This is a genomic window from Limnospira sp. PMC 1279.21 (assembly GCF_032349615.1).
GTDB classification, from domain to species: Bacteria; Cyanobacteriota; Cyanobacteriia; order Cyanobacteriales; family Microcoleaceae; genus Limnospira; species Limnospira fusiformis.
Genome location: NZ_JARPLU010000020.1, coordinates 10927 through 24034 on the forward strand (window position 1 = coordinate 10927; position 13108 = coordinate 24034).

10 protein-coding genes are annotated in these 13108 nt (G+C 46.5%); 4 read left to right on the forward strand and 6 right to left on the reverse strand.

All coding sequences use genetic code 11. The features are described 5' to 3' along the window. Positions 1 to 249 precede the first annotated feature (249 nt). Positions 250 to 2544, reverse strand: coding sequence for a bifunctional (p)ppGpp synthetase/guanosine-3',5'-bis(diphosphate) 3'-pyrophosphohydrolase (locus P5683_RS05150; protein ID WP_006668067.1), 2295 nt, complete (start codon positions 2542 to 2544; stop codon positions 250 to 252). Between the two features lie 486 nt (positions 2545 to 3030). Here P5683_RS05150 and patD point away from each other — a divergent pair, with 486 nt between their 5' ends. Together patD and P5683_RS05160 are read left to right on the forward strand one after the other, a co-directional pair. Next, positions 3031 to 3390, forward strand: a complete 360-nt coding sequence (patD, locus tag P5683_RS05155) for a heterocyst frequency control protein PatD (protein ID WP_008049254.1) — start codon at positions 3031 to 3033, stop codon at positions 3388 to 3390. 48 nt (positions 3391 to 3438) lie between these two features. Beyond that, on the forward strand, positions 3439 to 5058 hold the full coding sequence (locus tag P5683_RS05160) for a TonB family protein (protein WP_315644847.1): 1620 nt from the start codon (positions 3439 to 3441) through the stop codon (positions 5056 to 5058). A gap of 61 nt (positions 5059 to 5119) precedes the next feature. Here P5683_RS05160 and P5683_RS05165 read toward each other — a convergent pair whose 3' ends face one another. The 5 genes from P5683_RS05165 to P5683_RS05185 all read right to left on the reverse strand — a co-directional run bounded on the left by P5683_RS05165 (position 5120) and on the right by P5683_RS05185 (position 10230). Next, on the reverse strand, positions 5120 to 5608 hold the full coding sequence (locus tag P5683_RS05165; protein WP_315644846.1) for a rhodanese-like domain-containing protein: 489 nt from the start codon (positions 5606 to 5608) through the stop codon (positions 5120 to 5122). Positions 5609 to 5744: 136 nt separating this feature from the next. After that, positions 5745 to 7103: an MFS transporter gene (locus tag P5683_RS05170; RefSeq protein WP_315644845.1), complete on the reverse strand. Its 1359-nt coding sequence runs from the start codon at positions 7101 to 7103 to the stop codon at positions 5745 to 5747. 286 nt (positions 7104 to 7389) lie between these two features. Beyond that, on the reverse strand, positions 7390 to 8337 hold the full coding sequence (locus P5683_RS05175; protein WP_315644844.1) for a BadF/BadG/BcrA/BcrD ATPase family protein: 948 nt from the start codon (positions 8335 to 8337) through the stop codon (positions 7390 to 7392). Positions 8338 to 8412: 75 nt separating this feature from the next. Next, the gene (locus P5683_RS05180; RefSeq protein WP_008049262.1) at positions 8413 to 9297 is read right to left on the reverse strand and encodes a S1 RNA-binding domain-containing protein; all 885 of its coding nucleotides are present in this window, start codon (positions 9295 to 9297) and stop codon (positions 8413 to 8415) included. 186 nt (positions 9298 to 9483) lie between these two features. Beyond that, positions 9484 to 10230, reverse strand: a complete 747-nt coding sequence (locus tag P5683_RS05185) for a dienelactone hydrolase family protein (RefSeq protein ID WP_315639444.1) — start codon at positions 10228 to 10230, stop codon at positions 9484 to 9486. Between the two features lie 177 nt (positions 10231 to 10407). Between P5683_RS05185 and P5683_RS05190 the strand changes: the two genes are divergently transcribed. Both P5683_RS05190 and P5683_RS05195 read left to right on the forward strand, forming a co-directional pair. After that, entirely contained in the window at positions 10408 to 11391 is a 984-nt protein-coding gene (locus tag P5683_RS05190; protein ID WP_006620819.1) for a GntR family transcriptional regulator, read from the forward strand. Positions 11392 to 11545: 154 nt separating this feature from the next. Beyond that, the gene (locus tag P5683_RS05195) at positions 11546 to 13042 is read left to right on the forward strand and encodes a hypothetical protein (protein WP_008049267.1); all 1497 of its coding nucleotides are present in this window, start codon (positions 11546 to 11548) and stop codon (positions 13040 to 13042) included. The last annotated feature ends 66 nt before the right edge of the window (positions 13043 to 13108 follow it).

Sequence of the window (13108 nt, forward strand, 5' to 3'; positions counted from 1 at the left end):
ATAAACCCGCCCCACCCAACGTAGGGGCGGGTTCCGCCGGGAATTCCAATTCACAACCCGGATTTTGATAAACCCGCCCCACCCCGATTTGGTGAATAAACCCGCCCCACCCGATAATCCCGATCCAGTTAATCACCTAGGGGCTGTGGTTAGTTGATGCAGCTACAGCCTTTTCCCAAGGAGGCGGCTGGGCGCCCAGAAGTCGCCCAAATGTGGGAAGCCGCCTCTCTGTGGATTGGCGAATTTAGCCTAGCTTTGATCGCCTCGGTTCATGCGACGCAAGTTGAGAACATCACTGATATTTTTAATTTGTAGACAGGTCTGCTCAAATTGATTGCGATCGCATATTTCGATACCCAACTCAATTAAAGCCGGAGCGTCGCGAAACGTCTTAACCTGAGCGCTACAAACGTTGATATTGTTGTCTTTGAGTCGAGATAAAATATCATTGAGTACCCCCACCCGGTCTAATACCTCAATCTGAATTTTCACCGGATAAGTTTTGGGTCGTCCTTGGTCAATGGGGGTAGGATTCCAACTAACTGGAACTAGGCGATCGCCACTAACCTTGCTAACATTATGGCAGCCTTGGCGGTGAATGGAAATGCCACGAGTCCGGGTCACAGTCCCAATAATTGGCTCTCCAGGAATCGGATTACAGCATCCCGCGATATGGTACATTAACCCCTCTACCCCGGCTATGGGAGACTTGCTAGAAGATGTAGAAGTAGGTACAGACCCATGTAATGTATTTCTAGGGGCTAAATTCTGCATTTGTAGGTTATTAGCCGCCTGTTCCATCGAAACTTCTGGAACCGGACTATTAGCTTTCACGACATCCTGGAGTCGATGCACCACCTGTTTCAGGGTAATTTCTCCATAACCCAAAGCAGCTAATAAATCATCAACACTGTGATAATTGCAGCGATGAACCACTGTTTGCATCGGGGCGGATTTCAGTAGAGATTCCAAACCATTCCGACCCATTTCTTTCTCTAAAAGTTCCCGACCTCTGGCGATATTTTCATCACGATGCGATCGCTTATACCATTGACGGATACGATTTTTAGCCGTGCTAGTTCTGACAAAATTCAACCAGTCTAAACTAGGGTGGCTATTTTTATTGGTTAAAATCTCGACAATATCCCCATTTTTTAACACCGTATCTAGGGGAACCATCCGTTCATTAACCTTCGCCCCTTTGCAATGATTGCCCACTTCACTATGCACCCGATAGGCAAAATCTACCGTAGTGGCACCATTGCTCAAAGCCATCACATCACCATCAGGGGTGAACACATAAACATCCTCATCAAAGAGGTTATTTTTAACCGTATCTAAATATTCCTGAGCATCTTTCAGATCGCTTTGCCATTCCAGTAGTTGCCGTAACCAGGTAAACTTCTCATCGGTTTCTGTTAATTTGCCAAATTCCGAGCCGCCAGTTTCCTTATATTTCCAATGGGCAGCAATTCCATATTCCGCTATATGGTGCATTTCTACCGTGCGAATTTGCACTTCTACCGGGCGACCAGTGTTCCCGATAACTCCCGTGTGTAGAGACTGATAACGGTTGGGTTTTGGCAGTCCGATATAATCTTTAAAACGTCCGGGAATGGGGCGATAAGAATCATGAACTATGGCTAAAGCCCGATAACATTCCTCATTAGTTTCTACGATTAAACGCAGGGCGGCAATATCATAAATCTCATGAAACTGTTTGTGACGTTCTTGCATCTTTTTATAGATGCCATAAAGGTGCTTAGGACGACCGGTTACTTCATAACATCGAATCCCCGATTTTTCCATGCGATCGCGTAAAATATCCGCCAAGGCTGCTAGTTTTTCTTCCCGAGTAGCGCGGCGGTCAGCTACGCGGATTTGAATTTCGCGGTAGGCTTCCGGTTCTATATATTTAAAGGCTAAATCTTCCAATTCCCACTTCAGACGACCAATCCCCAAACGGTTCGCTAACGGGGCAAAAATTTCGCGAGTTTCTAAAGCAATACTTCGCTGTTTCGATTCTGACATAAATTCCAGAGTTCGCATATTATGGAGGCGATCGGCTAGTTTAACCACAATCACTCGAATATCTTGAGCCATAGCCAGAAACATTCGCCGGAAATTCTCAGCTTGGCGTTCTGTGGTATTAGAAAAGTTAAACTTAGATAGTTTGGTCACGCCTTCCACTAAATGGCGGACTTCTGGCCCGAAGTGGCTTTCTAATTCTTCCGGAGTGACATCAGTATCTTCGATGATGTCGTGTAGAAAACCCGCCGCCACCATAGCCGTATCACTACCTAAAAATCTCAGGATACCTGCTACAGCAATGGGATGGTTAATATAAGGTTCCCCTGATTTGCGATATTGTCCCTTATGTAGTTGGTAGGCGAATAGGAAAGCGCGCGAGATCAGATCATTGTCTGGAGAAAATGACGGCGTATCTGATGACTCCAGGCTGTGGGAGTTGTCCAAACAATGTTGTAGCCAGTCGGGAACTGAGCATTCGTAGGTGTTTGAGGATGATAGAGTTTTGATGTTCATGGTATTTATGCCTATTCAATTACAGATACTTGATGACTTTGTAGTTTTGGATACAAAATATGTGGGACTGAGGACCCAGAGTAAAATAGGGCTTTCTCCTGACTAACAGCAGTCAGTATGGAAAAAATAATCGATGATTTGACCGCTGGAGTTTCCACAACCCCGGCGGCGATGCTACTATTGGGTTAGCGATTCATACTCCCACACACAGGCCTTTAGCTGGTGGTTCCGGGAGCGATCGCTCTGAATAGGGGATGTTTTCACGCTTTGGGAAATATCCTAACTTATCCCCCAGATATTCCCCACATATCCCTGTATACCCCTATAGGGCGATCGCCCATAGCCGCGAACCACAACAATTAACCCAATTGGATGCTAATTGCATAGGGATCACGATTAAGCTAGATTAACCTGGGGTAGGCTGGGTAGCTGTTAGGTACAATTTTTGTCTATGATGGTTAAATAATAGACAAACTTCTTAACATTATGTTAACAAAGGAGTTCCATAAAGCGATCGCACAATTCAGGCAATCTTTGGAAAAACTCCAAAAAACCATGGTTTCTGACCAATCCGATGTAAATCAGATGACTGAAGCCTTTGGCGAGGTTCAGACGGTGTTTGAGAGTCGAATTATGCAGCTATGCGATAGTGACAGCCAGCTACAACTTCAGTCCTACATTACAGAAACCCATAAGCAGATGCGATTGTTGGGATTAGACCTAAGATTTCTGAAAGCCTCGCGCCATAGTGCTACCACCCGGGAGCGACTTGCTTCTATGCGCGATCGCATTTCCATTCTAATTGGATATTCCACAGTTGTGTTAGACAAAACCACAGATAATTAAGGATTAATTAAGTCCCCACGATTAAAACTAATCGTGCTAAAACAGTAAATGCGATCGAGTACAGCAACAGCTCCCGATATTGATTTGGATTTAACAGGTTTGACCATGACTGCTACCACTTCCGCCATTTCCTACATTCCCTCACTCATCCGTCAACCCACCACGGTTGCTGTACTTGCATCCCTTGGTTTACACGCCGTATTTGCTCTCAACCTGGAAAATATCCGTCTTTATCCAAATACTGTGCAATTACCCCCCAGTGTAGAACTGGTGGAACTATCTCCTAGTCAAATTGACCAGGTTTTTCCAGCACCGCCGCCCCAATTTTCCTTTACCCCCTTTCCTGAACCTCCGTCCTTACCCATGTGGGGTAGCGCCCCCACCCCATCCCCATTTCCTCCCTCAGCCCAACAACTTCCCGTTTTTCCCTCCACATTGCCACAACCGAGGGATAATCCTTTTGGTGTCGTCCCCAGTGGACCCCCCCAAATATTCAACAATCCCAGCAATAGTACATTTTTACCCCCTGTTCAGACTTCCTCCCCGCCGCCTGCTCAATTTAGTTCGCCGCCACCTATTGAGTTTTATCAAACTCCACCCGGTCAACCCAGTTTTCCCGGAAACCGAAACCGTGAGGAATTGTCGCGCCTACAAAATAATCCTCGATTTAGTCATCTGTCACCGGAGGAACAACGATTACTCGAAGAGCAGTTTTCCATGTTACCACCCCCTCCACCTAGACCTCGGTTTCCTGAACATGACCATAGCTATAATCAACCTCCCCGAATACCTAGGGAATCTGGGGAATCTGGGGAATCTGGGGAACCCACCCAGGAGTTCACCCCGGAAACCCAAGTACAACAACCTGATGGGCGGGGTTCAATATTAGCTAGACTAGAGGCAGACAACCAGCGCCGCGCCGAGGCTGTTGGTTCTCCTTCTTCTGATGATGCGGTTGCACCACCTACGCCTACCGGGGAGGTTTCCGATAGTCAATATGCCATGTTAGAAGGGGGAGGAGCCTATGTAGAATGGGTGCTGTCGATGCTGCCAGATTATCCTGACTTGGACACCAGCCAACCTCGCACTATCTCGGCACTATATCCAGCAGAAGCCTGTGAGCAAAATCTCAGCGGTCAAGCCTTGGTCGGTGTGATGATTGGTTCTGGGGGTGGCGTAATTGCCGGACCCCGCTTATTAAGGGGAACTGGTTATCCGATTTTGGATGATGCGGCGGTGGCAGCTATTCGCGATATTCCCTTTGAGGGTCAGGGTCGCCCTATTGCTTATCAGTATGATTTTAATTTCGATAGCGAGAATTGTCGGTCGGTGGCTCCGGCTCCGGCTGCGGCTCCCGCTCCCGCTCCGGCTCCGGCTGCTTCCCCAGAATTAGCCCCGGAAAGTGTCCGGGAACCACAACCGCAACCACAACCGCAACCACAACCGCAACCACAACAGGAATTTAACCCAGAATTAGCCCCGGAAAGTGTCCGCGAACCGGAACCACAACCGGAACCACAACAGGAATTTAACCCAGAATTAGCCCCGGAAAGTGTCCGCGAACCGGAACCACAACCGGAACCAGAGGTGCATTCTGGCTCAATACTTCAACAACTACAGGATTCTCTCGAAAATCCCGAGCAATTTTCGGAGGAATTTATTGATTAGTGATGAGTTATGAGAGTTGGAGAAGGGGCAGTTTTCCGATGAGAAAATAGAGGATTGAGGACTATTTTTCTAAGGGTTCTCCTGCTTCTTTCCAGCCATTAATACTGGGGGCAAATCCTTTGATATTGTTGTAGCCTAATAGTTGTAAGGAAGCTACGGCAATGCCTGTCCGGTAGCCACTGGAGCAGTAAATAACCACCTGGCGGTCATGGGGAATATCGTCTAGGCGTTCGGTGAGGGTCCGTAGGGGAATATTAATTGCTCCTTGGATATGACCTTGCCTGTATTCGGAGGGTTCCCGGACATCAATAAATAAGGCGCGATCGCTTTGGGAAAGTTTTTTAACCTTGGCGACTTTATTTATGTTATAATAGTCGCGGGGCAACTTGTGAATAAACTGATCAACACCCTGGGAAACTTCCTCGCTGGGGGTAATAATCACGGGTGTTTTGGCAGCCTCAGCCGGGGGAATTATCCCCCAATTCCACACCGGAAAAAGTAATCCCCAGCAGCAGATACTAATTACTAAAAGCGCTTTTTTGAGTTTCATAATTGAAAACCAGATCAATGGTCGATGGTTGTAGGGTAGCAACAACACTACCCCCAACCCTATTAAACCATATCGACATCTTTAAAGTAGATTCCCAGCCTCAGAGAGATTAACCGGCGAGAGAAACAGCCATCAATTAAGTAGAGGTAGTAATATCAGCTTGGGTGACAGGTTGCTTAGGACTTTCAAGCATAGTTGATGCTGGTTGTACCCGCTGAGTCAAAGCAGCCGCCATCAGGAAAAATACACCACCAATAATCACAGCAGATAGGCGGTCATTATTCAGGAGATTTCGCATTACCCAACCAAACCCGAGAGAGACGGTGATTTGTGGTAAGACGATAAAGAAATTGAAAATCCCCATATATATACCTGTCCGGTCTGGTGGTAGACATCCCACCAACATAGCATAAGGCATAGATAGAATACTAGACCAAGCAATACCTATACCAATCATTGGTAGGAATAGGAGGTATTGATTATCAATGGTCGCCAGAGAGAATAATCCAACCGCCCCACATATTAAGCAGAAAGAATGGGCAATTTGGCGATTAGTGGATTTTGCTATTTGGGGTAAGATAAAGGAGAACCCGAAACAGACAGCATTATAAGCGGCGATACAAAGGCCAGCCCATTCTATTCCCTCAGAATATAATAGGGAATCCTGATCAACTGCGCCAAAAATATTGCGGGCAACTGCTGGGGGGAAATACAGGAAAATACAATACATTCCCATCCAGGTAAACCACTGTACCCAGGACAATTGTACCATGGTTTCTGGCATATCTCGGAAAGCATCCCAAATGTCTTTTATGCCTTGGAGAATACCGCCTTTATTTTGATTGTTGAAGTTCTGGATATCTTGGGGTGGATATTCTTGGGTGGTTAAGACAGTCCAGAGGACAGTCCCCAAAAAAACGGCCGCGCCGATATAAAAGGAAAATTTGACGGTTAAGGGAATTGCTTGTCCGTCTATTCCGACTGATGAGATGTCAAAAACATGGTTGAGAAACCAGGGGAATACGGAAGCAACTACAGCCCCTAAACCAATGAATAGACTCTGCATAGCAAAGCCTCGCGTTCGCTGGTTTTCGGGTAGTAAATCCCCAACAAAAGCCCTAAAGGGTTCCATGCTGATATTAACGGAGGTATCTAGTATCCATAAGAGACCAGCAGCCATCCAAAGACTGGAGGAACTGGGCATGAAAATTAAGGCAATTGAACTGAGAATAGCACCGACTAAAAAGTAAGGTCTTCTGCGTCCTAAAAAGTTCCAAGTGTTGTCACTCATGTGACCGATAATTGGCTGAACAAATAGCCCGGTGAGTGGTGCAGCCAGCCATAAAATGGGGATTTGGTGGGCTTGAGCGCCTAGGTGTTCAAAAATGGCGCTCATATTTGCCATTTGCAACCCCCAGCCAAACTGAATGCCGAAAAATCCGACACTCATATTGATGAGTTGAAAGAATGTTAAATGTGGTTTTTGGGATGTCATTAATTTAATGGTTATTCAGCAGTTATAGGTCATATTTTGAGATGGTATGGGTTGAATTAGTTGGGGGGTGTTGAATGTGTAACTATAATTAGATGCAGATGTGCGTTTTTTGCCTATAGGCTTACTCCTATTATACCAAATGTCGATCGCTATATACAGCTTGTTCACCAGTCGCTTAATACATTGCCCTCACCCTAAATCCCTCTCCCAGACAGGGAGAGGGATTTTGAGAGGTGATCAGATGATTTCTGAACAGGCTATATATCTATCTAAGGTTCAGGTTAAGTTATTTGAATTTCATAGCCAATAATGCCGCGCCTAATGCAGGTTCGTGACGGGGCCATACTATTTCAGCTTGGGGAGCGATCGCATTAATTCCAGTGATAAATTCGGAGCGTAAATTTGACCAGCCGCGCCAAATACCACCTACTGTTACAATTTCGCAAAAATCACCGGGATTAAATAAATCAGCGATCGCCACTTGAGTAGCCAAAACCAATTCCTGAGCCACATCAGTTATGATAGTTTCTGCTACGGGGTCTCCCTCAGCCGCCACGCGGTCAATAATAGTAGATAATGCCGCCATATCTCGCACCCCTAAACCACGCCTATAAACGGCTTCTATGAGCCTTTCAGGAGACTTTAAACCGAGTTCATTGAGTAACTCTTGAGTCAAGCGAGTTGGCGGTAAACGGCCATCAAACGATCGCATAACGGCGCGCAACCCCCGGACAGCGATATCATAACCGCCGCCTTCATCACCCAAAATATAACCCCAACCACCAACCCTTTTTATTTTCCCGTGGTGGTTACGTCCAAACACCTGAGAACCTGTCCCAGCCATAGCGACAATTCCGACATCATGACCCAACCCTCCCACGAGTGCGATCAGACTATCGCCGCCAATAAAAAAATTTTCCGGTGCAATATTCCAATTAATTTGTAGTTGTTCATTGGACTGAATTTGTCGCACCAATTCCCGCACAATTTCGATATCTTCGGGGCGACCCACCCCCGCCAAACCCAACCCCAAACTACCAATACAAATCCCCGGTTGGTGATAGCTAACGGCTTGAGAAATAGCGTTTTTAATAGCCATTGTGGCGGCGGACAAACCGATACTTTGATAATTCGAGGGTCCAGCTTCTCCCCTACCTAAGACCTGATAGCGATCGTCAATTAACAGACAAACAGTTTTCGAGCCACCCCCATCAATTCCTAGTCCATAAACCATCAATAAATCACCATCACTTTATCAGTTAATTCACGGGTTCGGGCAACTAAAAAGCTGCCCGATTTTCGGCGATATTTAAGCTGTAAGTAACTTGCGAGCCCTTTCGGCGCGTGCTTCGGCAGAATCCATCACTTCGGGGAATTTATCGACAATTTCCCCGGGGTAATTTTCCAGAAGTCGAGTAGAAAGAGACACGCGCTGGCGACCCTCTTCTAGGCTAATAACTAAGGCTTTGACGGTTTGACCTATGGTAAATATATCAGGGAGAGAACCGACATATTTTTGGCTAACTTCCTTAATATGAATCAACCCAGTTACGCCTTCTAGTTCGATAAACACACCAAAGGGCTTAATACTTCCGACAGTTCCCTCTACGAGTTGACCCACTTGAAGCTGGCTAAAGGAAACGGATTGAGAAGCCATACGTTGAGACAGTACCAGCTTTTCACGATCGCGATTAAATTCGAGAACAGTGACGGTGATAGTTTCACCGACCAAAGCCTCTAAATTATCCCGAACCAGGAGATGCGATCGAGGAATAAATCCGCGCAAACAATCGGCATCTACAGTCACGCCGCCGCGATTAACGCCAGTAACTACTACCTGTAAACTTTCGGAATTTTCGGCGATTTCTGACAAATTATCCCAAGCCTTTTCAACTTGCAATTTTCGCAGAGACAGTAATACCTGACCATCGGAGTTTTGGTCACGGATAATCAAAAACTCTTGTTCTTCACCTAGGGGTAAAATCTCCGATAGATTATCCCCTGCGGTGAAGGAGATTTCGGACATGGGTAAAAATCCGGGTGATTTACCACCTTTGATTTCAATATATGCACCATTAGAATCATACTCAAATACCCGACCTGTCACGATTTGCCCTTTTTGTAAATCATAATTATGAGCTTCTAGGGCTTTGGCAAAATCATCAATTGAAAACGACTGATTTCCTGTAGTCATAGAATAAACCAACCCAACACAAATTCACACTGTAACCCATTCTCGCACTTTCCCTGGATTTCCGAGTTTTGGCTGCTCTCTGAGAACAAAAGTCTAAGATATCCTAAGATGAGAAGCCATTTAGTAGACCGAATTGAAAGGGTTAAGCGATATGCGATCGCCAACCCCTCAAGGGTTCCCAAGTTCCTAAGAGCCGGTTAGTTCCTGAGCGAACAGTTCCCTAACTTGTTTCCAGGCATCTTCAGCAGCATCTTTATTATAGCTATCTCGCTGCTCACAGAAAAAACCGTGGGTGGCTTGATAACGAAAAATACGATGGGGAATCTTATATTTTTGCAGTTCCGCCTCAATTTGGTCAACCTCAGAATTAGGGATTAAAGGATCTTCGGTACCAAAGAAGCCATACAGAGTCCCTTTAATTTCGGGAGTGCGAGTGACGGTAGCAGGTCCGCCGCCGGGAGTTCCGGTAACAATTCCCGCGCCATAGAAGGAAGCGATCGCCCCCAGGTCAGGGAGGGTAGCAGCCAAATAAGTCACATGACCACCAAAACAGAAGCCAATAGCCCCAAAAGGCGCATTTTTGACATGATCTTGCTGTTTGAGGAAATCAATAGTGGCTTGAATATCGCTCAGGAGTTCCGGGGCTGTAGTTTGTTCCTTGTATTTGCGTCCCAATTGCAGATCGGCGTCGGTGTAACCGACCTCAAAACCGGGAGCCAAGCGTTGGTAAATAGCAGGAGCGATCGCCACATATCCTAGCCCAGCAATGCGATCGGTAACATCTCGGATATGGGAATTGACCCCAAAAATTTCTTGGATCACCACCACACCGGGATAGGGTCCCCCCTGGGTAGGTTGCGCCAGATAAGCCGCGATATTCAGATCGCCATTTTTAACGGTAACATGATTGGTACGAATTTCTAAATCTGCCATAATTCCATGATTCAGTTATTTTCGGTAACACAGGAAAGCCAGCCCCAAAATCATCCATGGGCTGATCATGCTTTACTGGTTACACTTTAAAGTATCTCTCAAACCCGACAGTTCCCCTAACCGTCAAACCCCACCGCAGGCTAAAGTCTGCTCATACCGACCCTCTGGAAATTGGTTATGGTTCAGTTTTACATTCAACCCGATAGCGACATTCCTGCTTCCAATCAACTTTTTAACCAAATTCGGTTTGCCATAGCTTCTCGCCAGTTTCCCCCAGGACACCGCTTACCCAGCACCCGTCAACTGGCGATGCAGACAGGACTACACCGCAATACGATTAGTAAAGTTTATCGACAATTGGAAGACCATGGTTTAGTAGAAGCCCAAGCCGGGTCAGGAATTTATGTGAAAGCCTTGGGTCATGAAGGCGGTTCCCGGGCTAGTTCTCCCATTTTGGAGCATTACCCACAAGCTAACCAAATTATTCAACAGAGTTTAGATAACTTATTATCCCAAGGCTGTAGCCTCAATGAAGCCCGCGAACTATTTTTAGCGGAAATTGACTGGCGGTTACGTTGTAGCGCCCGCGTCTTAGTCACAGCCCCCACCCAGGATATTGGTATTGGTCAGTTAATGGCTCAGGAGTTAGAAGTCGCCCTAAAAATTCCGGTCCAACTCATACCCATTGAAAAACTAGCAGAAACCATAGAACAGGTTCCGTCGGGAACTGTGGTCACCAGTCGCTATTTTATCGGACAAGCGGAAGCTGTAGCAGGTCCGAGGTCGGTGCGGGTCATTCCGGTAGACATTTATGATTTTGCTAAGGAAATTGCTTTGGTTCAACAGTTACCCAAAGGAACTTATTTGGGAATTATTAGCCTCAGTTCGGGGTTGTTACGAGCCACGGAGGTGATTATTCACAGTCTGCGGGGGGATGATGTATTAGTTATGACTGCTCAACTGCCAAATGACTATAGAATTAATGCTATTGTTCGCAGTGCTAAGGTCGTGATTTGCGATCAGGCTAGTGTCAAAGCTGTTAAGGATGCCATACTGGCTAATCGTGAGGAGATTATCCGCCCCCCTCAGTTGGTTTGCTGTGAAAATTATATCGGTAGCAAGTCGATTAATTTGCTCAAGCGGGAACTAGGCTTAAATTAATGGCTCGCTACAGCTTGTTCACCAGTCGCTTAATAGATTGCCCTCACCCTAAATCTGGATCCCAGAGGGGGAGAGGGACTTTGAGATGTGATCAGATGATTTCTGAACAGGCTGTAATCTAACAATTTTCCTATTATTACGTTAGGAGTGAAGCATGAAGGCAACCCTTCAAGAAAAACCATCATTGACTAGAAACTATCCGACAACGGATACATCTGTCGCCCCGGATTTACCCAATCCTTTTGAGCATGAGTCGGAGTATGATACTGCGATCGATGATGCTGAAAATCCTTTTGACCCGCAGGATTTGGAAGATTTGGTTCTGACTGATGGCTCGGAGGGTGACTCTGAGAAATCTCCGGGTTTACTCAGGAAAATTCTGCTCTCTCCTCAAATGGGGGTTGGGGTGGTGGTGGCTTTGGCTTGTTTGTATACTCTCACCCGTCCCTGTGTGATTGGGGAATGTCGGGAAATTGACCAGGCGAGGAGTTTGGCTCAACAATCCCAAAATACTATCGAAACTGTACCGACGGCGAGAGCGCCGGGATTGGCTCGTCAGGAGTTGGTAGGAGCGATCGCATTACTGCAAAGCATTCCCTGGTGGTCTCCTCATCATTTGGAGGCGCGGATGCTATTGAGGGATTATCAGTCTGAACAACAGAATTTAAGTTCTGTGGTCACGGCTTTGACTATGGCTGGGGTGGCGGCGCAAATGAGTCAAAATCCCCCCCACCCTATAGATGATTGGCTGAAAATGCAGCAGTTATGGGAAGATGCGATCGCTCAACTACAAAAAGTCACCCCAGAGAGCATTATTTATCCCTTTGCTGAAACCCGCTCAACTCAATATCGTGCCAATTTAGCCACAGTCCGTGGGCGGCTCTCATTGGAGCGAGAAGCCCAGCAAACCCTGGAAAGGGCAAAAAACACCGCACAGGTCGCCAGGGCGCGTCAGGGGGTCGCTAGACACGCGCAAAGTTGGCAATCAGTCTATGATACCTGGCAAAGTGCCACCAATATTCTGGCAGCGATTCCGCCGGGTACTATGGCTTACCAGGAGGCTCAATTATTACGGGTTCGTTATCAGCCCAGCTTGGAAGATGCTCGCGATCGCAAAACTATTGAACAGGTCGGTTTGGAAGCCTATAACCGAGCGGTAAATAATGCTGACCAAGCCCGCATTTTTGAAGAAAGGGAAGCCTGGAATGAAGCCTCTCGCTCCTGGGGTCGTGCGATTTCTTTTGCTAATAATGTGCCTCAGAGTAGTTCCTATTACCTGGAAATGCAGTCCCTAATACGAGGTTATAATGAAGCATGGCAACGGGTACAGGCTCAGGTGCAAATTGAATCGCGGTTAGAAAAAGCACGGGGGGATCTCAGTCGCACTTGTGCGGGAAATCCGAAAGTCTGCAATTATGGCATTAGTCGTGATTTGATTACAGTCCGGTTAACTTCTGAGTATGTTCAGCAAATTAAAAACTCGGCAATTGCTGGAGATAGGGCGGGAAATCCACAGCCGCGATCGCAGGCGAGAAACCATGTTAATACACTGATTGTAGCTTTGGAGTCTATTAGCGATAATGCTAAGATTCCCCTACAAGTTTATATGCCAGACGGTCAGAAAATCGGCACTCATTTTCCCTCAATGTAATACCCCTATTAGCATATTGGGCGGGCGAAGACGACCATAACCCGCCCAAACATAGCACCCAACCAA

Excerpts from the sequence above, each read along its gene's own strand:
- P5683_RS05180 (WP_008049262.1), bottom strand. The coding sequence starts at position 9,297 with ATGACTACAGGAAATCAGTCGTTTTCAATTGATGATTTTGCCAAAGCC.
- P5683_RS05190 (WP_006620819.1), top strand. The coding sequence starts at position 10,408 with ATGGTTCAGTTTTACATTCAACCCGATAGCGACATTCCTGCTTCCAAT.
- P5683_RS05175 (WP_315644844.1), bottom strand. The coding sequence starts at position 8,337 with ATGGTTTATGGACTAGGAATTGATGGGGGTGGCTCGAAAACTGTTTGT.
- P5683_RS05165 (WP_315644846.1), bottom strand. The coding sequence starts at position 5,608 with ATGAAACTCAAAAAAGCGCTTTTAGTAATTAGTATCTGCTGCTGGGGA.
- P5683_RS05150 (WP_006668067.1), bottom strand. The coding sequence starts at position 2,544 with ATGAACATCAAAACTCTATCATCCTCAAACACCTACGAATGCTCAGTT.
- P5683_RS05195 (WP_008049267.1), top strand. The coding sequence starts at position 11,546 with ATGAAGGCAACCCTTCAAGAAAAACCATCATTGACTAGAAACTATCCG.
- P5683_RS05170 (WP_315644845.1), bottom strand. The coding sequence starts at position 7,103 with ATGACATCCCAAAAACCACATTTAACATTCTTTCAACTCATCAATATG.
- P5683_RS05185 (WP_315639444.1), bottom strand. The coding sequence starts at position 10,230 with ATGGCAGATTTAGAAATTCGTACCAATCATGTTACCGTTAAAAATGGC.
- P5683_RS05160 (WP_315644847.1), top strand. The coding sequence starts at position 3,439 with ATGCGATCGAGTACAGCAACAGCTCCCGATATTGATTTGGATTTAACA.
- patD (WP_008049254.1), top strand. The coding sequence starts at position 3,031 with ATGTTAACAAAGGAGTTCCATAAAGCGATCGCACAATTCAGGCAATCT.